The following is a 25,621-nucleotide window of genomic DNA, read 5'->3' on the forward strand; positions in this document are numbered from 1 at the left end:
TTAACGCCTGTGGACAAGCAGTAGCCGACTACCTTGATTGAAGCAGGAAGAAAACACTAAACTAATCAACTTTCTTTGAGTAAGTTTAGGTAAGTTTTTCGGAGCAGTTTTACCACCATTAAAGAGAGTTTCTGGGGCTGGTTCTTCGGCAATTACAGCTAGTCGCCGACTGTCAGGAGACCAGACAAAATCGGCAACATCACCAGCAAAGTCAGAGATTTTTTCGGCTTCACCGCCTGCTAGATTGAGCAACCAGATTTGTTGTTTTCCAGATTCACGGCTGGAACGGAAAGCTAGATATTTACCATCTGGGCTGAACCGAGGGGAGGATTCACCCTCTTTAGCGTTAGTTAACTGTAATGTTTGGGAAGCATCCCAAGAAGTCATGAAAATATGGCTAGTTTGAGTATCATCTTTGAGATTGCTACTAGTAACTTTGTAAGCAATCCAGTCGCCCCTGGGAGAAAGTTGAGGATCGCTAACTTGGCGAAATGCAAACTGATCTTCCAGCGTCACCAGGCGTTTTGTTTGGGCTTGAGCCTGAAAATTTATCCCCAAGGCGAGCGCTACAACACCACAAGTTAAAGCGATTTTTCGGAAATTTTTCATAATTTTATATCTGCCTTAAGTAAGTCGGTGCAATAAAACCAAACTGTGTGAAGAACAGTAAATAATGCTCAAACTCTTTCTCCCCCTGCTCCCTGCCCCCTGCCTTATCCCAACATTGATTATTTACGCCGACCTACTTATCTAGTGTCTAGAGTTTGAATTGTCAGCATTTGAGGAGGCGTAGCATCTGGTGGATAGATAAAATCCACTTTTACCAGTCGCCGTTGACCAGGAGACATTTTTAATTGCACAAGTGGTTCTCCCATCTGTCCCCGTTGTTGAACTAAATGCCAATATTGGGTTTTAGGTAAGCCATTGTCGTTGTTGTAACGAACACGAACTGTGCCTCGGAAAAACACAGATGCTTCAGGTGGTGAAAGAAAGCGCAGCCCTGGTTTACTTAATTCATCTTCTTTTATAGGCGTTTGAAAAAGCACATTTATAGTTTGTGGCTTACCAGTATTGTTAATTAATGGTAGAGATATGTCGTATTCAATGCCGTAGTTGCCGTGAGCTTCGTAAGCAGTACCAGGATAACGCTCTACTAGTTTGGCCGTTTGGCTTTGTCCAGTACCCATTTTCCCGGCAAGCAGGGTACTTAAACCGTAGGAAAAAGCTTGCCCTGATTCAGGAATTGATAAATCTGAACTATGGGAATTGGTCAGTTGTGCTTGCCAACGAGAACCAATAGCTACCCCTGCTACCCGTCCGTAAATTTCTGCTGCTCCTGCCAGGTGGTCTGGAGGGTTCGGGGCTGGTTCACGCGGCCCAGCAAAATCACCATTTTCTAACAAGTTCTGCCATTCTTCTAAAGTGGGAGCGCGTTCACTACCATCTGGATTCGGTTTAGCAAACATAGCCAGGTTTGCCAGATAAACTGGACTATCACTATACAAACGCAACAAAGTAGAACGTCCATTTAATGGTGGTGTTAAAGTCCTAACAGGAATAGGATGATTCATTAACATCCGGCTTTGTTTTGGTGGAATTATCAACTGGGCCGGCCATCCTGATTGTCGTTTTCCTCTTAGCACATCATCCGTCACGCGATCGCCCGGCCCAGCATAAATATTTCCCGGATTATTTGACTGTATGGGGGGAAGCTTGATAAAAGGCGCATCAGGCTGACTAACATAACTAGCCGCTTGCAATATTTTGATAGTTGCAGGGAAATCACTTGGATTGTAAACAATCACCCCCAAATAAAGAGTCCGCAAATCATTCGGAGTCTCAATCGCTCTAGCAATGTGGTGAGAAAATAAATCAAATCGTCCCTGAAATGGAAAATTCAGGTGTGCGCTAGGTACTCTTTTACCTTGAGGAGGAAATGTAGATAGCAGAATACCTTCACTCTGAACTACTTCTGGGTTATTACTGTTAAATACTGGTACTGGATCAAGATGACCGTTTAAAGGTTTTGTTTGTTGGGGGATAAAGATTTCCTGGGGTGGAGGTGCAACATCTGGTGCTGCTTGAGCTAAAAACAAATAGGAAAGAATATTAAGCATTTATTTAAAAAGCAATTTATCGCTCTGCGTGAAGAATACAACATACCTAATGTATGGTAAAGACGTGAATGCAAAAAGCCTTTCTCATGTTTTTAAACATGACTAATTCAACCTTTGCAAAAACTGTTTACCACAATCTTTGCAGAGATAACGCTGTTTACCGTGACGATGACCATTTTTAGATAGACGCGATGAATAACAGTGAGGACATATCATTACTTTCATTACTTGCTGGGGCAGTGTGTACGGTGTTAAATATGCTACTAGCATTGCCTTGAGTTCTGCATACAGAACTTGACGTTTGCTTTCATTTTGTTTCAGCGCATTTAAGAGTAAGGCGTTATAGGTTCGATGCACTGTCTCTGCGAGGAGTTCACTTTTTTCTACAGCTAAGTCTGGATTCCACTGGCGAAAAAAGGCAGCGAATTGTTGAATTAGCTGTGTATTAAAGCTTTCGTCAAATAGTTTAAATATTTCTGGTGCAACAAAATATTGGATATACACAACGCGAGGAATAGGATCTGCAAAATATTTGGCGTAGATATCGACTGTACACTCGATAAACTCTAATAATGATTGATGCTGCTCGGCTGACTGCATAAGTTTGGTTAAAATTGCTGTCACTCGTTCCATGTGTATTGCTTCGAGTGCATGAAATATGGCGAGTTTGTCGGGAAAAAACTGATATAGAGAACCTATCGCTGTGTCGGCTTTGGCTGCAATTTGATGGGTAGTAGCAGCTTCATAGCCTACTTCCGCAAAAACTTCAGCTGCGGCTTGGAGTATTTTCTCTACCCGTTGCTGACTCCGCTTTTGCTTGGGTTGACGGCGCATCAGATCAGGTTTACTTATGGCCATAGTTGTTGACAAACATGAATAATCTGTCGTATTTTTAATACAAACATGAAAGTTTAGTCACAATTTACTTTAACCTTTTCGAGATTATAGCGATCGCTCTAGTCTCACATACTTTTTTAGGAGGCTTTTATGGCGGTAATTCTCCCTGGCGCACCGTGGTTAATTGCTCACCGCTCCATGCTGGGCATTAACAAGCCTTATAAAGTTGCGCTGAATAATCGAGATTATGTGCTTTGGCAAAATCAGCAAGGTGAAATTTTCGCACTGGATAACGTTTGTCCGCATATGCAAGCACCTTTATCTGACGGCTGGATTTGCCAAGAACGCGGTACAATTACCTGTCCCTTCCATGCCTTGGAGTTTGATGGACAAGGAAGGTTGCATCAGTCTGGTCAAGTAGGAAGCCAACCGTTGCTAACTCCCCTAGAATTGATTATCAAAGATGATTGTATTTGGACATACGCTGGTCATGTACCGAAAATTCCGATACCAGACCTCATCGCCAAAGTTAGCGAAGGGATGAGTTTTGTAGGTGTAGCAGGGGAAAAAAGTATTCGCGGTACTTTTTTAGATAATTTGTTAATCAACTACGACTATAACCATCAATACGGTACACACCGCGATTTATTTGGTATTAAAGCTAATCGCGTTCCGGTGTTTGAGCATGAAGGATATTGGGCTAAAGTTGTGCAAGAACTAGAACGTGAGGATAGTACATGGAATGATATCATCCGCAATCCGCTAGTTATGACTGCACCTAAAACCTATATTGGTACTTTAGAGTATGCTTTTCCATCAGTCCTAACTTTTCGCACCTCTTTTTTACTAGGAGAAATTTTGCAGGTGCATATTTTATATCCAGAAACAGAGACTAATACTAAAACTTTTGTGTTGGTATTTACCAAACCCAAACACCCAATTTTACTACCTTTGTTAAGAGGCTCAATGTTAAGTGCAGTCACAACTGTGGTTGAGCAAGATACACGCGCTATTGAAAATTCTTATCCTCGGCAAACACCGAAGATTCGGCTACCAAAAGAGGAAATTATGTTTCATGCTCAAAAGTTATATCATGATTGGTAAGACTGAGAAATTAGTTTTTTATATGCAAAACTCTTTCACTGCCGTTTTTGAAAAAATAGATGATTGGTATATTGGCTACGTTCAAGAATTACCAGGAGCTAATGTACAAGAGAGAACTTTAGAAGAAGCGCGGGAAAGTTTGAAAGAAGCAATAGAGTTAATTTTAATCTCAAACCGGGAACTGGCAGAGCAGCAACTGTCGGGTAAAGATGTTGTCCGTGAACAAATTACAATTACAGCCTAGTGAAAAGACGTGATTTGATTCGCCATCTTGAAGACAATGGCTGTCTGTTTCTGCGTGAAGGTGGAAGGCATACTATTTATTACAATCCTGAAAATAATAGAACCTCCGCAGTGCCAAGGCATACTGAGATTCTGGATATTTGAGCGGTAAAAATTTGCAAAGATTTAGATATTGCTCCGCCTTAAAACTTTGTCGAGAGAAATCTAACCTTCCAGTATCTGCCGTGCATACTCAATCGCAGCTTCTGCTGTAGTAATTTTACCTTCAGCTTGGGCGATCGCAATCTCTGTTAGTAGCTCACCGACAACTGGCGATGCGGGAATATTTAGTGCTAACATTAGATTTTTACCACTTACTAGTTGAGTGGGATGAGCGACCAGATCATCAGGGTTAAGGTAGCGGCTGATCAAAGGTGAGTAAACCAACAATGATTTGTCGCCTGACATCGCCTCTACCAAAGTATCGTGTACTATAGCCAATACTATGATCACCGGGAAGACATTACCTGCTTCTTGGAACAAAAAATATTGTTCTCGGATAGATTTGCTAGGCGATTTTAGCTGGGGGAACAGTTTCAAAGCAGTGGTTACAGCACGAATTTCAGCCCGGCTATAGGTGAGTTCCTGGAGTTCTAATTCGGCAACTTCGGGGTTCTTATCTACAAGACAAGCGAGTTTGGCTATCCCTAACCAAGTCGTTTTGACAGTATCACGCACATATTGTTGTAATTCTGCGCCAAGTTGTGGTGCAAGGATGGCTGCGGCTGTGTCAATGATGGCGAGTTTATCAAAGCTGGCGGCTCTAGCATTTTTGAAAAAGTGGGAGAGTAAACCATCTTGTCCGGCGTTGGCTAACCAAGGCGTACCTTGGGGACTGGCTAGAAGATAGCCTATTTCGGTGCGGACTCGTTCGGCGGCGACTGTGTTGAGGTGTGATGCTAAAGCGCGAATTGTCGCTTGGGTAGTTGGTTCGATAGTAAAATTCAGTTGGGCGGCCTGACGATAGGCGCGCATTAACCGTAAGGGGTCATCTGCGAGGTTGGCTGGTGATACCATACGTAACAGACCTTGCTGTATGTCAGCACAACCTTGCAAGGGGTCGATGATTTCTTGAGTGTGGGGATTATAGGCGATCGCATTTATTGTAAAATCACGTCTATGCAAGTCAGTCTCTAAACTATTGCCTTCTTGTTGGGCAAAATCAGCTGTCGCTTGGGGAAATACCACACGGGCAATTTTGCGTTCTGCGTCGAGTAAGACAAAACCAGCTTGATAACGTTTAGCGATCGCTCTAGCTACCTGCACCGCATCAGATGGTATCACAAAGTCAAGATCCCAATAATCACGAGTTCTGCCTAAAATCGCATCGCGCACCGCCCCACCAACCATGTAAGCTGGTTGTGGCAAGCATTCCAAGCTAAAAGGCCAATTTTGCGGCGCGAGAATTGCAGAAACAGAACTGTGCATTGTAATAAAAATCAACCCAGCAACTAGTGAAGAATAGCTTGGCTTACGCTAGATTAGCAATAAAGCTCCTGGAGTTGGTTATATTATGTGTATTTGCGTGAACTGCCACTACGTAGACCGCTGTGTAACCTATCATGCTGTAGAAACCCAACACCAACAGCCTCATTTAACCCAGAACCCAACTTTTGACCCCAATGAGCCTTCTATTAACGTTAACATCCGCACCAAAGAGGATGTAATTGAAATGGAATGGGACGTTGTGGGTTGTCTTAGCTTTAAGCAAGAAACGGGTAAATGGGCGAAATTGCGTCCTGGTGAACTAGTACCGACGTGATAGATATGATAGGTCAATTTTCAACGACTACTGCTATTTCTTGGAGTAGTCGTATATTTTTATGATTGAATAAATATCACGCCAACTCTAGAAAAATTCAGATACTTACTCGCTTTGACTCAGGAATTAATCACTTTACCTGCCCACAAATACGCTTTATCGCTGCATACCACCACACCAGAATTAGGCTTGGCTATTAGTAACTTTGCCGACGCAACTCGCTCAAATGTTTGGAATTTAGGGCGTGATTTATCTAGTTATGTGCATCAATATTTAATTGATTTTATCCAACCACAAACTTGGGCAGATTTAGAATTTATTGCCGTTGCTAAAGGGCCTGGTGGTTTTACAGGGACACGTATTGGTGTAGTTCTCGCCCGCACTTTAGGACAACAATTAAATATTCCCGTGTTTGGTATTTCTACTTTAGCAGCAGTCGCTTGGTTACATAAAAATAACAATGAAACAGCAATTGCTGTAGAAATGCCAGCACAACGAGGTCAAGTATTTGGTGCGATTTATCAAGTTAATTCCCATACTTTAGACATCACAGCTTTATTTCCTGATACAGTCCTCACTCCAGAAGCCTGGCAAGATATTTTAGCTAATTGTAATACTGAGTATCAGTTAATTCCTGCGAATTCTGGTTTAGCGGCAACTGTCACAAATATTTTGGAACTTTCTTATCTAGAATGGCGACAAGGAAAACGCCCTAATTGGTCAGAAGCGTTACCTTATTATGGACAACATCCAGTAGAAATTTAAAACTTACTGGCATTTCTCCACATTATAGTTATACTGCTGTCATCACTACGCCAAGTTTTTAGGATAAAACTAAAGCAATTATAGATATAGATGTACTTAATAAATATGAATTAAGGAGTATTGATGTGTTTAGTCAGAAATTCTTCCAAATTTTAACAGTAGGAACAGTTACGCTGCTGTCCATTGGTGGCGGCTTGAGTTTGACAAAGTTGTTACATCAAGATTCGCTTAACAGTGCTTTACCGTTATCCGAATCAAATAACAAAAAACCATCAACAGTTAATTTACAAGATGTGGCTTTAAATGATACTAAAGAAGCTATACCAAAGGAATTTCAAGGAAAAACTATTTATCAAGCCAAATTACCCATAACTGATAAAGTTATTGCATTGACTTTTGATGATGGGCCAGGGCCAAAAAATACCGCCCAAGTATTAGAAATTTTAAAGAAAAATCATATCAAAGCTACATTTTTTCTGGTCGGGGAAATGGTTAGCTTTTACCCGCAAATTGTCAAACAAATTGCTGCTGATGGCCATGTCTTAGGTAATCATACATGGCATCATTGGTATCGTCGGATGGATGTAGCGACAGCCGCCAGCGAAATTAATCGTACAGCAGATATTATCTATAAACTTACAGGTGTGAAAACCACATTATTTCGTCCGCCTGGAGGTTTTTTACATAATGGCTTAGTTGATTATGCCAAAAGCCAAAACTATGCAATTATGATGTGGTCTGATGAATCAGGAGATTCTCAACGTCGTGGACAGGCTGCAAGTCTCATTAAAAATGTAGAAAAAAATGCCAAACCTGGTGGAATTGTATTAATGCACGACGGCGGTGGGAATCGTTCTCGAAGTGTTAAGGCCTTACCACAAATTATTGCAGATTTAAGAGCTAAAGGATATAAGTTTGTCACCATTCCAGAATTGTTAGAAATGCAAACTCAGACCAAAGATGTGGTGACAGCAGAATCATCTATAGTGACTCAAGATGAGCATCCTAACCATCAGTTACAGCATCAATAAATAAATACAGGCAGCTAGATTTTCCTTATCCTCAATTAAATGTAGTACACAATACTATTTGTGATGATTTTGTTGTGTAGCATACACAAAATTAGTATAATGCTGGCGCACTTTTAGGTTGAGCAAATCTAAATTTTAAATCAATGCTGCCTCCCTCTTTTGAACCTATATCTCAGCGTTCTCAGTTAACATTACCGCATAATGCCAGAGTTGCAGTGTGGGTGGTGATGAACGTGGAACACTTTACCTTTGGCAAACTCGGAACAGCAATTCAACCTCATTTGAATAGTTATCCAGAAATTGCTAACTATGGTTGGCGAGATTATGGTAATCGTGTAGGAATTTGGCGATTATTAGATTTATTTGCCGAATTAGAAATACCTGTTACCGCAGCAGTTAACGGCGAGATTTGTACACTTTATCCAGAAATTATGACGGCTATGCGGCAACATAATTGGGAAATTATGGCGCATGGTATTAATAATTCCACTGGTCATAGCGGTATGGATAAAGAAAAGGAAACTAAGTTAATTCAACAAACTTTAGATTTATTAAAACAATCTACAGGTAAACTTCCTAAAGGCTGGTTAACTCCAGGATTTTCGGTTACAGAATCAACATTTGAATTACTATATCAAGCAGGTATTGTTTACACTGCTGATTGGGTAAACGATGACCAACCTTATTGGTATCCTTTACCTAATGGTCGCTTGTTAGCAATTCCTTACACTATCGAAGCTAACGATATTAGTTTATGTTTAAGTAATCGCTTTTCTGGTGCTGATTTTGCTGGAGCAATTATCGACCAATTTGAGCAATTATGGCACGATGGAGAATCACAAGGACGGGTAATGGCGATAGGGTTACATCCGTTTATTGTGGGACAACCGCTAAGATTGAAGTATTTAAAACAGTGTTTACTGCATATTAAAAATAAATCTGAGACTTGGTTAACTACTGGGGAAGGGATTTATGAATGGATGAGTCAAAATATTGGTGTTGTTGACAAGACTAATTAAAATATCACGCAAAGGCGCAAAGGCGCAAAGAATAACGGAGAAAATTAAGCATTAAATTATTAGGTAATCCAAAATTCAATACTACTAAAATTTATGAATGTTTCACAAACCCAAGTTTTAAAAATCCCTGTAATTGATGCTGATGCCGAAAATGTTAAACCTTACGGGCATTTATTAGGCGATGATGTTAGTAAACCAGGGTTAGGTATTCCCTTTTATCAAGGTAGAGTATTAGAAGGGGAAAATATTGATTTTAGCTATCGGGGAACGGCAACTTTTAGAACTGCTAAAATTATGCCGGGATATCCCCCAATTATTTGGTTAGAACGCCATCTGCACATGACGCAAATGTTTATTGGTTTGGGTCAAGCACCATTTATTATGGTGATGTCACCCCCAAATCATGATAATGGAGAAGATTTGCCTAACTTACACCAAGTTCAAGCTTTACGATTTGCGGCTGGACATGGATTATTGTTACATCTTGGTACTTGGCATGATTTTCCCATAGCTTGCGATCGCCCGGTAGTCATCCTCACCGCAAATTCAGATGAAGTTGTCACCGCGTTGAGTCAAATGCAAACACCAGGCGAGATGAACCAAGGCGATGTTTACAAAATTTCATTACCAAAAAGATTGAATTGTGAATTACACTTGGATATTTAATCAAACGCCAAGGAACCTCAGCGATACTCCGCGCTTTCCTTTGCGATACTCCGCGTTAAAAAATGGATTTACTCAACGCTGATACTTATTTATGTCCTGAAAATATTCAAACTATCACTAACTGGGGTGAAGGTTGGACTTGGTTAGCAGGTGGAACATGGCTATTTTCTGAACCACAACCAAATTTAAAAGTATTAGTAGATATTCAAAAATTAGGATGGGATGAAATTGAGGTTAGAGAAAATAATTTAATTATTGGTGCAACTTGTCCATTAATTAAATTATTCCAATATCCTTATCCCGAAACATGGACAGCAATTTCTGGTTTAAAAAGTGCCGTTACAGCCTTAGCAGCATCCTCAAAAGTAGTGAATGTGGCGACGGTGGGAGGGAATATTTGTCTGGCTTTATCGGTGGGAACATTAGCACCAGTCATGGTGGCTTTGGATGCAAGTTACGAAATTTGGAATTTGCCAGGAAATTCACGCCAAGTTGTAGCTAAGGAGTTCCAAATTGGACATAAGAAAACGATTTTGCAACCAGGGGAAATATTACGGCGAGTGTTAATTCCCCTGGATAATTTACAATGGCAAGTTAATTATCAACGCTTTAGTATAGCGGCAACTGACCCAGCTTTAGCAATTGTTGTGACTGCGAAAAATCAGCAACAAATTAGGTGTGTCATTGCGGCAAGTGTGACAGCACCTCGACTAGTAGAATATCAAGATTTAGATAGAGAAAATTTTATTGAAGATGCCAAAGCCAGCGCAAATTATCGACGACACATCACAGAAGTTTTAATTCAGCGATCGCTATCAGCATTATGCAACAGTTAAAATTGCAAGTTAATGGGCAAATTCACACTATCACCTGTCATCCTGGAAGTAGCCTGTTAAGTTTATTACGCCAGTTGGGTTATTTTGGTGTCCATCGTGTTTGTGATACTGGCGATTGTGGAGCTTGTACCGTCTGGGTAAATGATACACCCATCCATAGTTGCATTTATCCGGCAATGCGAATTTCTCATCAAGCAGTTACCACCATTGAAGGAATTTCCCAAAACGGTGAACTCGCACCTATACAACAAGCATTTTTAGCCGCACAAGGTTTTCAATGCGGTTTCTGTACTCCCGGCGCAATTATGAGTGCGGCGAAGTTACCCCAATTATCAGAAGTTGAATTGCGTTTGGCTTTGAAAGGAAATCTCTGTCGCTGTAGTGGATATCAAGCCATTGTCGAGAGTATCTTACTTTCTCAAAACTCCCCATTCCCCACTCCCAACTCCCAACTCCCCACTCCCCACGCCGTCGGACAAAACATCCCCAAACAAGACGGAGAATTAATCGTTACAGGTAAAGCAGCTTACACAGCAGATATTACAATACCGGGATTACTTCATCTTAAAGTATTGCGATCGCCTCATCCCCACGCCCGGATTCGCCATATTGACACCAGCAAAGCCAAAGCACTTCCTGGTGTAGTGGCGGTGTTCACCCACGAAGATGTTAAGAGAATAGCGTACACCACTGCGGGTCACGCCGAACCAGTACCCGATCCGTTAGATCATTACTTATTAGATCATAAGGTAAGATTTGTCGGCGATCGCGTCGCGGCTGTCGTTGCCGAAACATCAAATATTGCCGCACAAGCTTGTGATTTAATTACCGTAGATTACGAAATTTTACCCCATATTACCGACCCCATCCAGGCAATGAATCATGGGGTTATCATTCACGATGAACCAGAATCATCACAAATTCCTGATAGAAATCGCAACATTGCAGGACAAGTATTGCTCGAATTTGGTGATATAGAACAGGGATGGGAGCAAGCAGATTTAATTATCGAAAATACCTATCATTTACCTGCTGTTCAACACGTCCACCTTGAACCCCATGTTACTATTACTTGGCTAGAAAATGATGGTACATTAGTTGTCCGTTCCAGTACCCAAGTCCCTTTTCACTGTCAAAGATTACTCGCCCAAATATTTAATTTACCACTAGAAAAGATTCGAGTTTATAAAGCCCAACTCGGTGGCGGTTTTGGTAATAAGCAAGAAATATTATCCGAAGACCTTTGTGCTTTGGCAACACTAAAAACAGGCAGACCTGTACAATGGGAATTTACGAGAAATGAAGAATTTACCGCCACAAATAGCCGTCATGCAATGACAATTAAAATTAAAAGCGGTGTTAAACAAGATGGTGAATTAATTGCTCAAGATATAGAAGTAATTGCCAATACTGGCGCGTATGGTAATCACGGTCAAACAGTAGTATTTTTAGCAGGTTATATTCCCCTAGGTTTGTATCGTTGTCCTCATAAAAGATATCGCGGTTTTGCAGTTTATACAAATACAATGCCTGCGGGTGCATTTCGCGGTTATGGTGCAACTCAAGGCACTTTTGCAATGGAATCTCAAATTGATGAAATTGCTCAAAAGCTAAATATTGACACTGTAGAAATTCGCTTAAAAAATCTGATTTGTCCAGGCGATGTACTGAATTTATCTAAATCTAACGACCACTTTAACTTAATAGGTAGCTACGCCGTGAATGAATGTTGGGAAAAAGTTATTCAAGCACTTAATTACATTCCGGGTACACCTCCAAGAGTCGAAGGTACGCGTCGCCGTGGTGTCGGATTTGCCGTTTCGATGCAAGGTAGCGGTTTATGTAAAATCCATCTTGCTCAAGTTAAATTATCACACTTGCCTAATAATAAATACGAATTAAGAACAGGTTCTGTCGATGTTGGTACAGGTTCTGATACTACCTTAAGACAAATCGCCGCCGAAGTTTTAAAAGTAAAAGTTACTGATATTAATATTATTGCTGGTGACACCCAAAACACACCTTTTGATGCAGGTTCCTATGCTTCAGCCACAGTGTATATTTCGGGACAAGCAGTGAAATTAGCTGCGGAAGAACTGCTAAAAACCGGAAAAAATAGCGTTGAAATTGCGTATAAAGCAGACGAGTCTACATTAACTTTTGCTGTGCAAGGCGTAGAAGTAGAAGTAGATACAGAAACAGGCAAAGTGCAAGTTTTAAAATGTGTGCAAGCAATTGATATTGGTAAAGCAATAAACCCCCGAATTTGCCACGGACAAGCAACAGGTGGAATAGCAATGGGAATTGGCTATGCTTTCACAGAAGAATTATTTTTTGATGTCCAAGGACGCATCCTCAACCCCACTTTGCGGGAGTATCGCATCCCCACAGCCGCAGATATGCCACCAATGGAAATAATTTTAGTAGAAAAACCTGACCCCTACGGCCCCTTTGGTGCGAAAGGTGTAGGTGAAATTACAACTAATTGTACAGCCCCAGCCATCGCCAATGCGATCGCCCATGCCACCGGATTAAGACTTCGCCAACTCCCCATGACACCCCCACGCATTTGGGAAAAACTAAATAACCCTCGAACTTAACCTCCGCGTTCTCCGCGCCTCTGCGGTTCGTAAAATGCTTGAATTTTACCAACAACTAGCAACAACCTTAAAACAAGGTGCAGCAGTTGTCGCCACCGTCACCAGCATCAAAGGTTCCGTACCCAGAGAAGTAGGCGCGAAAATGTTCATCACGGCTGACGGTAAAACCTATGGCACAATTGGCGGTGGTGCAGGAGAAGCCAAAGTCCATCAACAAGCTTTGCAAATCTTCCCAACAGGCGAAAAACAATTTGTGCAAATAGACTTATCTGGAACAGCCCAACGCCAAGCCGAAGGGATTTGTGGTGGCACAATGTTAGTATGGCTAGAATTATGGTCAGGTAGCGAAAGCTTAAACTTAGTCAATCAAATTATAGATATTTTATCATCCGGGCGATCGGGCGCAATTATCACCCCATTTCATCCAGAAGAAAAACCATATTTAGAAACAGCATATACTCCCAACTGCCCACTACTCAAAAATCACGCCTTAATCGAACCTTTATTACCACCACCCACACTTTTAATTAGTGGCGCAGGACATATTGCCATTCCCCTAGCAAAGATAGCCAAAATTGCAGGTTTTCAAATTATTGTACAAGACGATCGCCCAGAATATACCACCCCAGAAAGGTTTCCTGATGCTGCATTCTTAGTCACAGAACCTATCAACTCAATTCAAGACAATATCGCCAAAATCCCTAACTTATACGTTGCTTTAGTTACCAGAGGTTATATTCAAGACTTGCCAGCTTTACGCCTGTTCTGTAACTTGCGCGTGCAATATATTGGGATGGTTGGCAGCCATCATCGCATTACCACTGTCTTTAAAATGCTGCGTCAAGAAGGAATTTCCCCAGAATTATTACATTCGATATATGCACCTATAGGTTTAGATATCGGTGCTTTAACTCCCGAAGAAATTGCCGTGAGTATTTGTGCAGAATTAATTAAAGTGCGTCGTGGTGGTACGGGTGTATCTTTATCAGAAAAAATGTAACAATAATCAATCATCCTTCCACTTGCTTTAAGGCAAGTTCTGGCGCAACATTAGCATAAATTACCGACATAATTCCCGGCAAATATCTATCCATAATCATGAGGTTGGCAAAAATTAACTGCCCAATTAAATCTGGATTAATATTACAACCTTCAGCTTCAATACTATAAGTTTTATAACGCAATTCTCCATCTTGTAAATCCATTTCAAAATTACCAACAATTAAGCCAAAATTAGCTCTAGTCAAAAACTCTGTCACCGCTAGGCGTTTATTTTCTGGTACACTCACAGGCAAAGATGAGTAAAAAATAAATTGGCGATGTTCTTCGCGTGTCTTAGCAGTACATAGCCACTCGCCGTTTTCACCTTGATAACTCATTTTGAGAATTGGTTCAGTTGCGTGCTGCGAAAATGACCAGTTATGTTGTTGTAAGAAATTAATCACAACTGCCAACAGAGAATTTGTAATAGTTGAGGTATCAATATTTGTGTTAGTTTGAGTAATCATTGTTTACACGCTCAAAAATTTAGAATCCTTCATCATGTTGTGCTTCGGCTGATTCTTTCTTCATCGCTTCCAGCACCTTGTTATAATCCATTGCATGACCTTCAGAAATACCTTTTTGTTTTTTATAAACTGTCAATGCGCCATTATCCATTGCTTTCTTAAATAATCCAGATTCTCCTCGGGCTTTGAGCATTTCATTCCATTTATCAAGCGGTAATTTCCCGCCTTCATCAATTGCATATCCTGGGAAGCGATTTTTAATTGTTTCAACTGATGCGGCTTTATCAGGTTCACCATTGACAATATTAAAGATTGCTTCTCTCGACATTTGGGAAGTCTCAGCAGAGAATTTCACGCCTTTTTGACCGCCAGCTTTCATCATATTGTTATCGCCATAAATCGTATGCAGATACTCGCCACCTTTAGAGTAAACTTTTAGTCCTTCCTTGCAATATTTATCATGGAAGAATTTAGTTGCTGACTGCACATAGGCATTACTTAAAAAGCTATTATAAGCAACAGCATTAAATTCTTCAGCTTCCGCCTGAAAATCATGTTTTTGTCCACTAATTTGCGCTTGTTTTGCTAAGTCAGATTTATAAGGAGAACTCCCCTGAGTTTTAACTACATTGACTTGGGCTTCGTCTAATGAATAGACTTGTTTTGCTTTCCCAGCTAGACCAAAACTGACTTTATTTGTAAAGTTTTTATCCACTTTTTCTTTAGCAAAGCCACTCTTAACTAGTGCCTTCATTAAATTTTCGGCAACATCTGATTTTTTGTTTACAGAATTAATTGAACAATTGTCTGCTGCTTCATCTGGTGTGAGATGTTTCATACTATCGTGTAGAGCAGCCGCATTTCGCCACCACATCATAAAGATAATTTCTGGCTTAATTTGTTGTATGCCCATTGCTGTATTTAGCTGCTCAAAAGAAGTAATTTCTCCCCGAACAATTTGATCGTGTAGTCCTTGGGGATTAGATTGCAAATCTTCGCTAGCAATTGAACTTACCATTGCCCAATCAGATTGGGCGCTATCAAAACTACCCAAACCTTTATCTTGTTTATTCAACCATGCGACAAACCATTGCATGATTTTGGTTTTATTAATTAAATGTCCTGCCGCAAACGAATCTTGTAAATAATGTTCACCAAAAGCATTTTGTAATAAAGCTTTATTTGTATAGTCGGCAACTTCAGCCTCTAACTGCTTTGCTGCCTCTGGCATTCCCATATCTTGAGCTTTTTCGACAAATCTTTTACCATTTACAGCTAAGTTAGCCAGTTCTCTGGCTTTGAGATGATATTTTTCCCAACTTGTCCAACTTTCGGGTGCAAAGTGACAAGCGTTGCGTTCTAAGGCCGCAAAATAGGCTTCACTTTCATCACCTACGCGGCTTGTAGCTGTATTAACTTGTGACTCTGTGCGGATTTCATAAGCTTTATTGACAACAGCTTGCGCTCTTGGCCCTTGAGCTTGGGTAAAATCATCATCTACTGTCAAGGTGTTATGCAGTTGTGATCTCGAGTCACCAAATAACTCTTTATAAATATTGTCTAATTCAATGTAACTTTGTTGGCGTACTCCTTGTAGTAAAGAAAATACATTAGCTTTGGGAGTTTTAGCGATCGCTTCTGGATTACCAAACAAATCAGGTAAAGTATTAATTTCGCTATAAGTAGCAACTAATTCGCCATCCTGACAAGGAATCATCACATAAGGAACTTGCCACTTATCATCCTTACCTTTCTTGATTTTGCCTTTTTCAACAATCTCTGTATCAGCATTTTGCGCCGCAACTCCTTTTTCTTTGACAACTTCGCCAACTTTTACTGCATTAGGATCATCTTTCCATTTCACAAGCCGATCCATTTCCTGCATTAGGGTGTGTTTGACATCTTCTTTTTTACTTTTTGCCAGTTCTAGTTGGTTAGTTAGAGCCGTCGCCTCTTTCCAGTTTTCTTCGCTATTTTCTTTCTTTATCTGCTCAGTCAAAATCTTCAATTGTTTTTCTAATTGCGGAATCTCCCGCACCATCGGAATATTTGCTAATTGGGAAGGCTCAACTTGCCCTAATAAATAATGTTCGTAAGCCGAGTGTCTTTGAATCAGATTCGGTGCAGACTGCTGTACGGCAATTGGCTGATTGATAACTTGACGTTGCAAGCGATCGCTAACTCGCAATGAGTCAAAATTGGTTAAAGGTTTTGTTTGCGCCAGTTCTTCTTCTTCATGGCGTTGAATTGGCTCATTAGTTCCAGATGCAGGCATTCGCATCACTTGGGCGGCGATTTTATCTGCTTCTTGCTCATATCTGTCGCCAGGTGCGCCTATAGTCAGCTTTGTCTGAATATCTTTTTCGCCAGCGCACATTGCACAACTACACCCTGCACCGTGTTTTGCCTCTGTCTGGCGTTGAATTTTAACGCTTGGTGTGCTGCAATTAGGACATGAACAACTCATCCCATGCCTTTGAAGAACATCTGTGAGTTTGCGGTTTAATATATTTGATGTGATAGGCAATCGCATCACCGAAATCTGTCGCTGAATTAAAGGACTCACCGGCACACAACTAGAACATTGACATTCTGATTGACGTTGTAATTCATTACCGCCTGTTTGTTGAATGGTATGCGTCAGTTCATGGGCCAGTAACTCTTTGCCACTATCAGAACCTGGACTATATTTGCCTTCGTTAAAATAAATATGCTGACCGTTAGTAAAAGCTTGGGCGTGTAATTCTTGGTTCATCTGCACAGATGCGCCATCGGTATGTACGCGCACGCCTGCAAAGCTATGACCAAAGCGCGGTTCCATAAAAGCGCGTACCCCTGCATCTAGGGGTTGACCACCGCTTTGATGGCTGCGAATCCGGCTTTCTAAGTTATTCCCTGCATCGAAACTACCATTATTATTCGCTGTCTGTCTTTGGATAGCTGCATCTTCTTCTTGATGACGTTGTACATCAGGTTTCATTTGTACTTCGTCTTCTTCTTGATGACGCTGAATTGTGGGAGCCTCACCAAAAGACAGTTTCATTTGTAGCCTTGGTATTGGCTGTGCAGCTAATTGACTAGTAAATAAAGATACATTAGGTAAGCCATTACCCAGTTGCTTTTCTCTGACTTCTTCTAGTTGTAAATCTGAGTTTTCTTGTGATTGGTTTGTAACTTCCTCTACTTGAGTCTGAACAACAAAGGGGCGCGGTGCGAACTGATTGGACACTGCTGCATCAGAGTAATTAGCAGCTTTGGCTGTTCTTTGTTGTCTGCGTTGCATTGACCCAAACCTCCAGATATTTTGTGCCAGCTTAAAAGCCTCTGCGATTTTACGGCAGACGCTGGTCAGAAATTTGGCACTATCTTATCTGCTGGTTAGTAGCGATCGCCACTATTGATACTCTTATTTACAGTTAGTCGTTCAAGACTGACTAAAAGGAAGTGTCCAGTTTTGACAGATGTTAAAAAACAGCGACACAGGAGCGATGTAGCCGCAACTTTCAGTCCGCCCATAATCAAAACTTTGTATTTAGGATACAACGAGTTTTAAAACACGCCCTAGGGGCCAGGGTGAGTGTACTTCATTTAATTGACTACTACCATTCATCCTTCAGACTTCACACTTCATACTTCCCTGTCGTGGTATCTTTCATTTCATACTTCAGACTTCATACTTCAGTTGATGCAAACACAAGACAGGGTACAAGTTAATAAGGTTGCAGAAGCGATCGCAGCTAGTCAAGATTATCTGCTGTCGCTGCAAAATCCCGCAGGCTACTGGTGGGCGGAGTTAGAATCTAACGTCACCATCACAGCTGAAGTTGTCCTGCTGCATAAAATCTGGGGAACAGACAAAACCAGGTCATTACATAAAGTTGAAACCTACTTGCGTTCTCAACAACGGCAGCATGGAGGCTGGGAACTGTTTTATGATGATGGCGGCGAACTCAGCACCTCTGTAGAAGCATACATGGCATTGAAGTTGTTGGATGTACCTGCCACTGACCCAGCAATGCTGAAGGCGCGAGATTTTATTCTCCAACGCGGCGGTATCAGCAAAACTCGCATCTTTACTAAGCTGCATCTGGCATTAATTGGCTGCTACAACTGGCGCGGTATCCCTTCCCTACCGCCTTGGCTGATGCTTTTACCCCCAGCTTTCCCCGTCAACATTTATGAAATGTCTAGCTGGGCGCGTTCTAGCACTGTACCACTGTTGATTGTCTGTGATGGTAAACCTGTTTTTTCAATTGACCCAGCCATTACCTTAGATGAGCTATATGCTGAAGGTGTTAATCAAGTTCAGTATGAATTACCCCGTCAAGGTGACTGGACAGATTTATTCTTGACTTTAGACCAAGGCTTTAAGTTAGCCGAAAGCCTCAATTTAGTTCCCTTCCGCGAAGAAAGTCTCAAAGCCGCCGAAAAATGGATTTTAGAACGGCAAGAAGTTACAGGCGACTGGGGCGGCATTATCCCCGCTATGCTAAATTCAATGCTGGCTTTGAAGTGTCTGGGTTACAAAACATCTGACCCCATTGTTGAACGCGGTTTTCAAGCCCTTGATAACTTTGCCATTGAAACAGAAAATAGCTATTGTGTGCAGCCGTGTATATCACCTGTATGGGATACAGCTTGGGTAATGCGCGCCTTTGTAGAGTCTGGTATTGCGCCTGACCATCCTGCGGTTGTCAAAGCTGGCGAATGGTTGCTGCAAAAGCAGATTCTCGATTATGGTGATTGGGCGGTGAAAAATCACCAGGGTAAACCCGGTGCTTGGGCTTTTGAATTTGACAATCGTTTTTATCCTGATGTGGATGATACGGCGGTAGTGGTTATGGCTTTACACGCTGCCAAGTTACCTAATGAAAGTTTAAAACAAGCTGCGATCGCTCGTGCTTTAAACTGGGTTGCATCTATGCAATGTCACCCCGGCGGTTGGGCTGCATTTGATTTAAATAACGATCAAGAATGGCTAAATGCCATACCCTACGGCGACTTAAAAGCCATGATTGACCCCAACACGGCTGATGTCACCGCCAGAGTATTAGAAATGTTAGGTGAGTCTAACTTATCTATTGCACCACAAAACCTTGAACGCGCCCTCAACTATCTCATGGCGGAACAAGAACCCGAAGGTTGTTGGTTTGGTCGTTGGGGAGTGAATTACATCTATGGAACTAGTGGCGTTCTTTCCGCTTTGGCGTTAATTAATCCCCAAAAGTATCGCCTCAGCATTGAACGCGGGGCAGCTTGGTTAGTCGGTTGTCAAAATGCTGATGGCGGTTGGGGCGAAACTTGCCGCACTTACAACGACCCCAGCCTGAAAGGACAAGGACGCAGCACCGCATCTCAAACAGCTTGGGCTTTGATTGGCTTAATCGCAGCAGGCCAAGCCACTGGTAAATTTGCGATGGAGGCGATTGAACGCGGGATTAATTATCTCGTATCAACTCAAAAGCCTGATGGTACTTGGTTTGAAGCTGACTTTACTGGTACTGGCTTCCCCTGTCATTTTTATCTCAAATATCATATGTACCAGCAATATTTTCCCTTAATTGCCTTGGGACGTTATCAGAAAATTAAATAAAGCAATATTTTTTAAGAAGTTAGACCACAGATGCAGTATCTGTGGTTTTTTATTTAATCAATATGCTTACACTAATTCTCTATAAAATTGTGCTTGCTTATATCCCCAAATTCTTTAAGAAGTCGAGGATATTAGACTCTTGCATGAATCAGATTGTGCCTATTAAACAAGTTAATTTTCCATAACTCTTTGCGTCTTTGCGCCTCTGCGCGAGGTTGAAAATTCTGGTTTTATAACATTCTTACAATAATTCTATTGTTGTTATGAATACATTATAAATGTTATAGTTTAATTTCGTTTAATTCAACGTAGTTTAACCCAACAATAATGTTGAATTTCACTACGTTGATTAATTCTATAAATACTTTTGCAACAACAATTTCAACTTCTCTTTCGTCTCTTTTGGTGCTTTATCTAACTGAGTTAAAATTGCATATTTCAACGCTGAGTGGGCATCGCTAGATGGTGGATTTTCACTCAACCGGCGGACAGTTTCTTGAATTACTTTTTGGGCGTTAACGGCATTACGTTGCAAATTACCAATCACCATTTCCACGGTGACACTATCATGATCTGGATGCCAACAATCATAATCTGTCACCAATGCCAAGGTTGCGTAGGCAATTTCAGCTTCTCTGGCTAACTTAGCTTCGGGTAAATTTGTCATCCCAATGATTGTTGCACCCCAGCTACGATAGAGGTTTGATTCGGCTTTGGTGGAAAATGCTGGCCCTTCCATGCAGATATATGTGCCACCGCGATGTAGGGTGACATCTGGTAAATTTAAAGATGCGATCGCATCTGCTAATACCCCAGCTAAATTTTGACAAATCGGCTCACCAAAGGCAATATGAGCGACAATTCCCTCACCAAAAAAGGTCGAAACGCGATTTTTTGTGCGATCGATAAACTGATCTGGTACTACCATATCTAAGGGTTTCGCTTCGGCTTTCAAAGAACCAACCGCACTCGCCGAAATTAAATACTCTACACCTAGTTGCTTCATTGCATAGATATTGGCGCGAAATGGCAACTCCGAAGGCAACAAAGTATGATTACGACCATGACGTGCTAAAAAAGCTACTTTTGTCTCTCCTAGTGTGCCTAAAATCACAGCATCCGAAGGCGAACCAAAGGGAGTTTGAATTTGTAATTCTTCTACATCCTTGAGGGCTGCCATTTTGTATAGGCCGCTACCACCAATAATGCCAATTCTAGCTTGAACCATAAATTTGAAGCTGTTACTTGCTGATCTGCCTTGTATTTTACAGAAAAGCTGAGTCTTCGACGAGTTAGAATTAACAATTTATCCATATTTTGGGTGTTCCGTATGCCTACGAATGACGGATGTAATCATAAACTGTTATTGTCATAGTACTGGGTTACAAATAGCACACCAATCGGTAAAGTATATGCTAGCTACCAGTTCTTCAAAGCAAATGTCACTAGAAAACCTCTTAGAACATATATTTACCATTCGCAGAATTACGCGCCAAGATCAGCAATTACTAATGTCAGCATTGCTGTCAAAAGATGGTTTGAGTGAACAAGAACATCAGCAAATCAACAGAGTTTTTGATGCTTTGAAAAAAGGTCTTTTAAAGGTTGTAGATTAACTAGGCAATAAAAACCTACACCTATCAACTTCTACTGCTACCGACTGTAGACAAACCCAAAGGGCCACGAGTCACACCCAATTGATTTTGCAGCTTCAATTCCCGCCAGAGTTGGGAACCTGTGATTTTGCCTTGGAGTAATTGCTGATAGCGTTGTATTGTTTTTGTCACTTCGGCTGGTGTTTCATTGACAAATTCAATGCGGAAGTGACGTAAACCTAATTGTATGAGATGCTGTACGTACTCTGCGCCTGTTTGGGCAGTGCCATTAAATACTGTATTGCGACAACCTGCATCGGCTTGGAGGACGTGTTCGCTACCTACTCGGTCTCTCAACTTGACTTGGTGCTTTTCACAGGGTCTTCCACAGTTGGTGTAATCAGTTCCTTCAGATAAAAAGGCACAAAAAACACAGTGTTCCATGTGGAACATCGGCATATGTTGATGGACTGTAACTTCAAACCATTGAGGCGGACAACTAGTTAGTAAATCTTCTAATTGATGAATATTTAAGTCATAAGATGCTGTTAGTCTTTGCAAACCAAATTGCTGTTTAAAGTAATCAGCTGTTAAGGCATTAGCAACGTTGAGAGAAAAATCGCCGATACGTTTGTCTTCTGCAAAAAATTGTAACTGATCGTAATTTCGCACTAAGTAGCCATCAGCACCGGAGGCGCGGACTTGTTGTAAAATCCAGTTTTCTCCAGGTTTGGTAATGCGGGGAGGTGCAACCCAAATAGTCGGGCGTGGGGAGTGTTGATGTACTAGTTGTACGGCTTGGCGATAGGCGCGGGGGTCTTCAAATTCACAGTATAAAGTTTCCACACCCGCTTGCAGGGCAGCTGGGAGTTGTTTGAGGTTGCGGACTAACACAATGAGTGAGGGAGATATAGGTTCTACCTCAGGTAAAGCAGGGAGTAATTGTTGAAAGGAAGCCTCATGACGCAGTTGCCAACGTTTGGGTTGACTGCGTAACTCTTCTAATTGGGTTACGATGTCTCGACGCATTCGGTTTAACTCACTCACTGGAACCATGACTGCACCACGGAGATGATTAGTTAAATTTCCCAAACAAAAAGGAGTGTTACCAAGACGACCAAATTGTTCTTGTAAGCGGACTGTATCTAAAGGTTTAGTGTGTGCCTCAACTAAGGGAATTGTTGATTCTACTTGGACGATATTACCAATTTCATCACGAGCGATCGCCATCAAGGCTTGACCAACTTCGCCATAAATCTCTAAATTAATCGGACGCTGAAATTGCGGGTTGTCTCCAGCAAAAGTTTGACGCAGTTGTTTATCAAGTTCTGGGTCACTTGTTTTCCAAACTTTATCACCTAGATGAATGCGCCGGAAATTCAGGTTGCCTTTACCAAAGGTCAGCAGCGCTTCTTGACCTTTTTGTGTCACCGCATAAACTCGGCCACCTTCTTCCTTAGCCTCTGGATGACCGCAGTCAAATACAATACCATCACCTGGTTTAATCGGGGCTACTAAACTTATCGTTACTTGTTCGTTGCGAATGCGAGTGACTTCGCCTAGATAAACCCCCCGCTTTTTGCCAAAACGCGCATGAACTAATTCTTGATTATTAATTCCGCCGAACCAACCACTGTAAAGCCCGCGAGAAAATGCCATTTCTAAGTTGTATTGTGCTTGAGATGAGATTCCTGTATCCGTTTCGCCCATGACTTTATCTAAAGCTTGACGATAAACACGGGTAACATTGGCAACATATTCAGGTGCTTTTAAACGTCCTTCAATTTTGAGACTAGTGACACCAGACTTCACCAATTCTGGCAATACTTCTAACCCTGCCAAATCTTGAGGACTAAGTAAATATTTGCGATCGCCTAAATCTACAATTTCATCATCAGCAATTAAATCATAGGGCATCCGGCAAGCTTGGGCGCATTCACCTCGGTTCGCTGACCTTCCACCCAAGGCTTCACTAGTCAAACATTGACCAGAATAAGCCACACACAAAGCACCATGAACAAAAACCTCTAACGGTAACGTAGCATTTTGAGAGATTTGCTGTTGAATTTTATTAATTTCCTGAACAGAACATTCCCGCGCCAACACCACCAACTGACAGCCGAGGGATTTGGCAAATTCCACCCCAGCCGCACTAGTAATTGTCATCTGAGTGGAAGCATGAATGGGAAAATCAGGTGAGAGGTGACGAATTAAACGGCAAAGCCCCACATCTTGCACAATAACTGCATCTACACCCGCCGCCATAATTGTGCGGAGATATTGTTGGGCTTGGGCTAATTCTTGCGGAAATATCAATGTATTGACTGTGACATAACCCTTCACACCCCGCAGATGCAGAAACTTCATCAATTGGGGTAAATCTGCTTCGGTAAAATTTTGCGCCCGCATTCTGGCGTTAAACTTATCCAAACCAAAGTAAATCGCATCAGCCCCATTTTCGACAGCAGCTTTAGCACATTCCCAATTCCCTGCTGGTGCAAGTAGTTCAGGACGTTGAAGAGGGGGGAAGTTGGAGGAGCGATCGCTTTTCATTAGACTTGGATCAGGTTAAATATCACCATAGTGATTTTATCGAAGATAATAGGCGATCGTGGGATACCTCTCTCTATGCAGGTGAAATCATATTTCTCATAAACCATACGTCAGACCAATAGCTATCAAGCTAGCACCATCAGAATAACTGCATCAAAAAAAATGCCAAAGCGGCACTACCCAAAGGTACAGTCAAATTATCAATCCCTAAAAAAGAAACAGCCTCTAAAGCTGTCGCCACTATCGCCACAACTAAAGAAACTACCCAAATTTGCCAAATATTTCCTTGCACACCCAGCAAAATGAAAAAACAGACAACATAGCCAGCTAAAGCCATCGTCAAAGAACCTTCCCAGCTTTTATTTGCCCCAAAGACTTGATACTTATGTTTGCCAAAGCGTTGTCCGACTAAAGCAGCCAGTCCATCTCCCCAAGTCATCACCATAATTCCAATAGCGGCATATTGGGGTTGTTGTATATACCAGAACCAAGCAACTAAAATCCCAAAACTCACAGCATAAAAAAATGTCCCCAAACTTTGGCGACCAACACTGTTAATTCCCGGTAGAATTGGCAAACGATAAGACAATAGAGTAATCGCACTCGCTAAAATTGAGGCTGTAATGCCTACACTCATCGGAATGTCTAACCACCAAGCCAGCAGAATTACATTACCAGTGCCGATATGAACTATCTTCCTGACGATTTCTGCATCATCAGTTGCCAAGCTTGCTACCCACGATACAAGCAGAATCAGTAAAACCCACACTGCAACGATAGTGATTTGCAGCCACAAAGATGGAGTTGATGTTAAATCAAAAATCAAAGTCAACAAAGATGCTAAACGCTAGAGAACTTTTACCTTTGTTTCCAATTTATCAGAAAAATGGGTTTAAACCCCCGTCGTAGAACGACGGCTTTGCTTGATTCTGTATGTATTTCTTGAGAACTTCAAGTGGCGCACCCCCAAGCGAAGACACGAAATAGCTAGGACTCCAAAGGGCTGGTTTTCCGTAAGGTTTAGGGTATCCAGCTTGACCATACCTACGACTGGATACACCTTTTAAAGCATTAACTATTTGAGATATTGAAAGTTTGGGTGGAAACTCAATTACTGTGTGGATATGATCTGATTCTCCATTAAACTCAAGTATCTGAAAATCCATTTTTTTTGCTACTTCTACAAATGATTTGTGGATTAGTTCAAGGCTTTCATGAGTAAAAATCTTTCTTCTATATTTAGTAACACAGACCAAATGTATTTTTAGGTCTGAAATGCTATGTCTTTCATGCCTTAAACCACTTGTCATCTTTGACTGACCAATGTAGAATATTTGAACAGACCAATATTAA

The 25,621-nt window shown here is 41.4% G+C and carries 24 protein-coding genes; 13 read left to right on the plus strand and 11 right to left on the minus strand.

Annotated features, from left to right (window positions below; translation table 11 throughout):
• From H6G69_RS07030 to H6G69_RS07040, 3 genes are all read right to left on the minus strand, one after another.
• Positions 1-609, minus strand: a complete 609-nt coding sequence (locus H6G69_RS07030; protein WP_190683764.1) for a PD40 domain-containing protein — start codon at positions 607-609, stop codon at positions 1-3.
• Between the two features lie 137 nt (positions 610-746).
• Positions 747-2,117 (minus strand): DUF3370 domain-containing protein, encoded by a 1,371-nt coding sequence (locus H6G69_RS07035; RefSeq protein WP_190683767.1) that lies wholly within the window; start codon positions 2,115-2,117, stop codon positions 747-749.
• Between the two features lie 102 nt (positions 2,118-2,219).
• Entirely contained in the window at positions 2,220-2,975 is a 756-nt protein-coding gene (locus H6G69_RS07040; RefSeq protein ID WP_199335808.1) for a TetR/AcrR family transcriptional regulator, read from the minus strand.
• Between the two features lie 129 nt (positions 2,976-3,104).
• Between H6G69_RS07040 and H6G69_RS07045 the strand changes: the two genes are divergently transcribed.
• From H6G69_RS07045 to H6G69_RS07055, 3 genes are read left to right on the plus strand one after another with little or no spacing between them, the layout of a single operon-like run.
• Positions 3,105-4,058 (plus strand): Rieske (2Fe-2S) protein, encoded by a 954-nt coding sequence (locus H6G69_RS07045; protein ID WP_190683779.1) that lies wholly within the window; start codon positions 3,105-3,107, stop codon positions 4,056-4,058.
• A gap of 22 nt (positions 4,059-4,080) precedes the next feature.
• Complete coding sequence (locus tag H6G69_RS07050; RefSeq protein WP_190683780.1) at positions 4,081-4,302, plus strand: type II toxin-antitoxin system HicB family antitoxin; 222 nt, start codon at positions 4,081-4,083, stop codon at positions 4,300-4,302.
• On the plus strand, positions 4,302-4,445 hold the full coding sequence (locus H6G69_RS07055; protein WP_190683782.1) for a type II toxin-antitoxin system HicA family toxin: 144 nt from the start codon (positions 4,302-4,304) through the stop codon (positions 4,443-4,445). Before H6G69_RS07050 ends, H6G69_RS07055 begins: the two co-directional genes overlap by 1 nt.
• A gap of 60 nt (positions 4,446-4,505) precedes the next feature.
• Here H6G69_RS07055 and H6G69_RS07060 read toward each other — a convergent pair whose 3' ends face one another.
• On the minus strand, positions 4,506-5,768 hold the full coding sequence (locus H6G69_RS07060; protein ID WP_190683783.1) for a CCA tRNA nucleotidyltransferase: 1,263 nt from the start codon (positions 5,766-5,768) through the stop codon (positions 4,506-4,508).
• A gap of 85 nt (positions 5,769-5,853) precedes the next feature.
• Between H6G69_RS07060 and H6G69_RS07065 the strand changes: the two genes are divergently transcribed.
• From H6G69_RS07065 to H6G69_RS07100, 8 genes are all read left to right on the plus strand, one after another.
• Complete coding sequence (locus tag H6G69_RS07065; protein WP_190683784.1) at positions 5,854-6,102, plus strand: Ycf34 family protein; 249 nt, start codon at positions 5,854-5,856, stop codon at positions 6,100-6,102.
• Between the two features lie 114 nt (positions 6,103-6,216).
• Complete coding sequence (gene tsaB / locus H6G69_RS07070) at positions 6,217-6,867, plus strand: tRNA (adenosine(37)-N6)-threonylcarbamoyltransferase complex dimerization subunit type 1 TsaB (protein WP_190683786.1); 651 nt, start codon at positions 6,217-6,219, stop codon at positions 6,865-6,867.
• 125 nt (positions 6,868-6,992) lie between these two features.
• The gene (locus tag H6G69_RS07075; RefSeq protein ID WP_190683788.1) at positions 6,993-7,898 is read left to right on the plus strand and encodes a polysaccharide deacetylase family protein; all 906 of its coding nucleotides are present in this window, start codon (positions 6,993-6,995) and stop codon (positions 7,896-7,898) included.
• Between the two features lie 143 nt (positions 7,899-8,041).
• Positions 8,042-8,917: a polysaccharide deacetylase family protein gene (locus H6G69_RS07080; protein ID WP_190683791.1), complete on the plus strand. Its 876-nt coding sequence runs from the start codon at positions 8,042-8,044 to the stop codon at positions 8,915-8,917.
• Positions 8,918-9,010: 93 nt separating this feature from the next.
• Positions 9,011-9,583 (plus strand): ureidoglycolate lyase, encoded by a 573-nt coding sequence (locus H6G69_RS07085; protein ID WP_190683794.1) that lies wholly within the window; start codon positions 9,011-9,013, stop codon positions 9,581-9,583.
• A gap of 62 nt (positions 9,584-9,645) precedes the next feature.
• Positions 9,646-10,419, plus strand: coding sequence for a xanthine dehydrogenase family protein subunit M (locus H6G69_RS07090; RefSeq protein ID WP_190683797.1), 774 nt, complete (start codon positions 9,646-9,648; stop codon positions 10,417-10,419).
• Positions 10,407-13,019 (plus strand): molybdopterin cofactor-binding domain-containing protein, encoded by a 2,613-nt coding sequence (locus tag H6G69_RS07095; protein WP_190683801.1) that lies wholly within the window; start codon positions 10,407-10,409, stop codon positions 13,017-13,019. The genes H6G69_RS07090 and H6G69_RS07095 overlap by 13 nt, the downstream gene beginning before the upstream one ends.
• Before the next feature lie 34 nt (positions 13,020-13,053).
• Complete coding sequence (locus H6G69_RS07100) at positions 13,054-14,019, plus strand: XdhC family protein (RefSeq protein ID WP_190683803.1); 966 nt, start codon at positions 13,054-13,056, stop codon at positions 14,017-14,019.
• 10 nt (positions 14,020-14,029) lie between these two features.
• Here H6G69_RS07100 and H6G69_RS07105 read toward each other — a convergent pair whose 3' ends face one another.
• The 3 genes from H6G69_RS07105 to H6G69_RS33645 form a co-directional block, all read right to left on the minus strand.
• Positions 14,030-14,527 carry a YbjN domain-containing protein gene (locus H6G69_RS07105; RefSeq protein ID WP_190683806.1) on the minus strand — a complete coding sequence of 166 codons (498 nt, stop codon included), beginning with the start codon at positions 14,525-14,527 and terminating at the stop codon, positions 14,030-14,032.
• Between the two features lie 19 nt (positions 14,528-14,546).
• Positions 14,547-17,810, minus strand: coding sequence for a DUF4157 domain-containing protein (locus H6G69_RS33510; RefSeq protein ID WP_199335810.1), 3,264 nt, complete (start codon positions 17,808-17,810; stop codon positions 14,547-14,549).
• Between the two features lie 95 nt (positions 17,811-17,905).
• On the minus strand, positions 17,906-18,043 hold the full coding sequence (locus H6G69_RS33645; RefSeq protein WP_206757640.1) for a hypothetical protein: 138 nt from the start codon (positions 18,041-18,043) through the stop codon (positions 17,906-17,908).
• A gap of 169 nt (positions 18,044-18,212) precedes the next feature.
• On the opposite strand from H6G69_RS33645, the gene shc reads away from it, so the two are divergent.
• Positions 18,213-20,120: a squalene--hopene cyclase gene (shc, locus tag H6G69_RS07120; protein WP_190683809.1), complete on the plus strand. Its 1,908-nt coding sequence runs from the start codon at positions 18,213-18,215 to the stop codon at positions 20,118-20,120.
• A 355-nt stretch (positions 20,121-20,475) separates the two neighbouring features.
• Here shc and H6G69_RS07125 read toward each other — a convergent pair whose 3' ends face one another.
• Positions 20,476-21,348, minus strand: a complete 873-nt coding sequence (locus tag H6G69_RS07125; protein ID WP_190683812.1) for an S-methyl-5'-thioadenosine phosphorylase — start codon at positions 21,346-21,348, stop codon at positions 20,476-20,478.
• A gap of 184 nt (positions 21,349-21,532) precedes the next feature.
• Here H6G69_RS07125 and H6G69_RS07130 point away from each other — a divergent pair, with 184 nt between their 5' ends.
• Positions 21,533-21,736, plus strand: coding sequence for a hypothetical protein (locus H6G69_RS07130; protein ID WP_190683815.1), 204 nt, complete (start codon positions 21,533-21,535; stop codon positions 21,734-21,736).
• A gap of 24 nt (positions 21,737-21,760) precedes the next feature.
• Here H6G69_RS07130 and H6G69_RS07135 read toward each other — a convergent pair whose 3' ends face one another.
• From H6G69_RS07135 to tnpA, 3 genes are all read right to left on the minus strand, one after another.
• A complete protein-coding gene (locus H6G69_RS07135) occupies positions 21,761-24,268 on the minus strand; it encodes a U32 family peptidase (RefSeq protein WP_190683818.1) in 2,508 nt (835 codons plus the stop codon).
• Positions 24,269-24,407: 139 nt separating this feature from the next.
• Positions 24,408-25,103 (minus strand): diacylglycerol/polyprenol kinase family protein, encoded by a 696-nt coding sequence (locus H6G69_RS07140; RefSeq protein WP_190683820.1) that lies wholly within the window; start codon positions 25,101-25,103, stop codon positions 24,408-24,410.
• A gap of 43 nt (positions 25,104-25,146) precedes the next feature.
• Positions 25,147-25,578 carry an IS200/IS605 family transposase gene (gene tnpA / locus H6G69_RS07145; protein ID WP_190683823.1) on the minus strand — a complete coding sequence of 144 codons (432 nt, stop codon included), beginning with the start codon at positions 25,576-25,578 and terminating at the stop codon, positions 25,147-25,149.
• Positions 25,579-25,621 lie beyond the last annotated feature (43 nt).

Source organism: Nostoc sp. FACHB-110 (assembly GCF_014697425.1).
Classification (GTDB): domain Bacteria; phylum Cyanobacteriota; class Cyanobacteriia; order Cyanobacteriales; family Nostocaceae; genus Nostoc_B.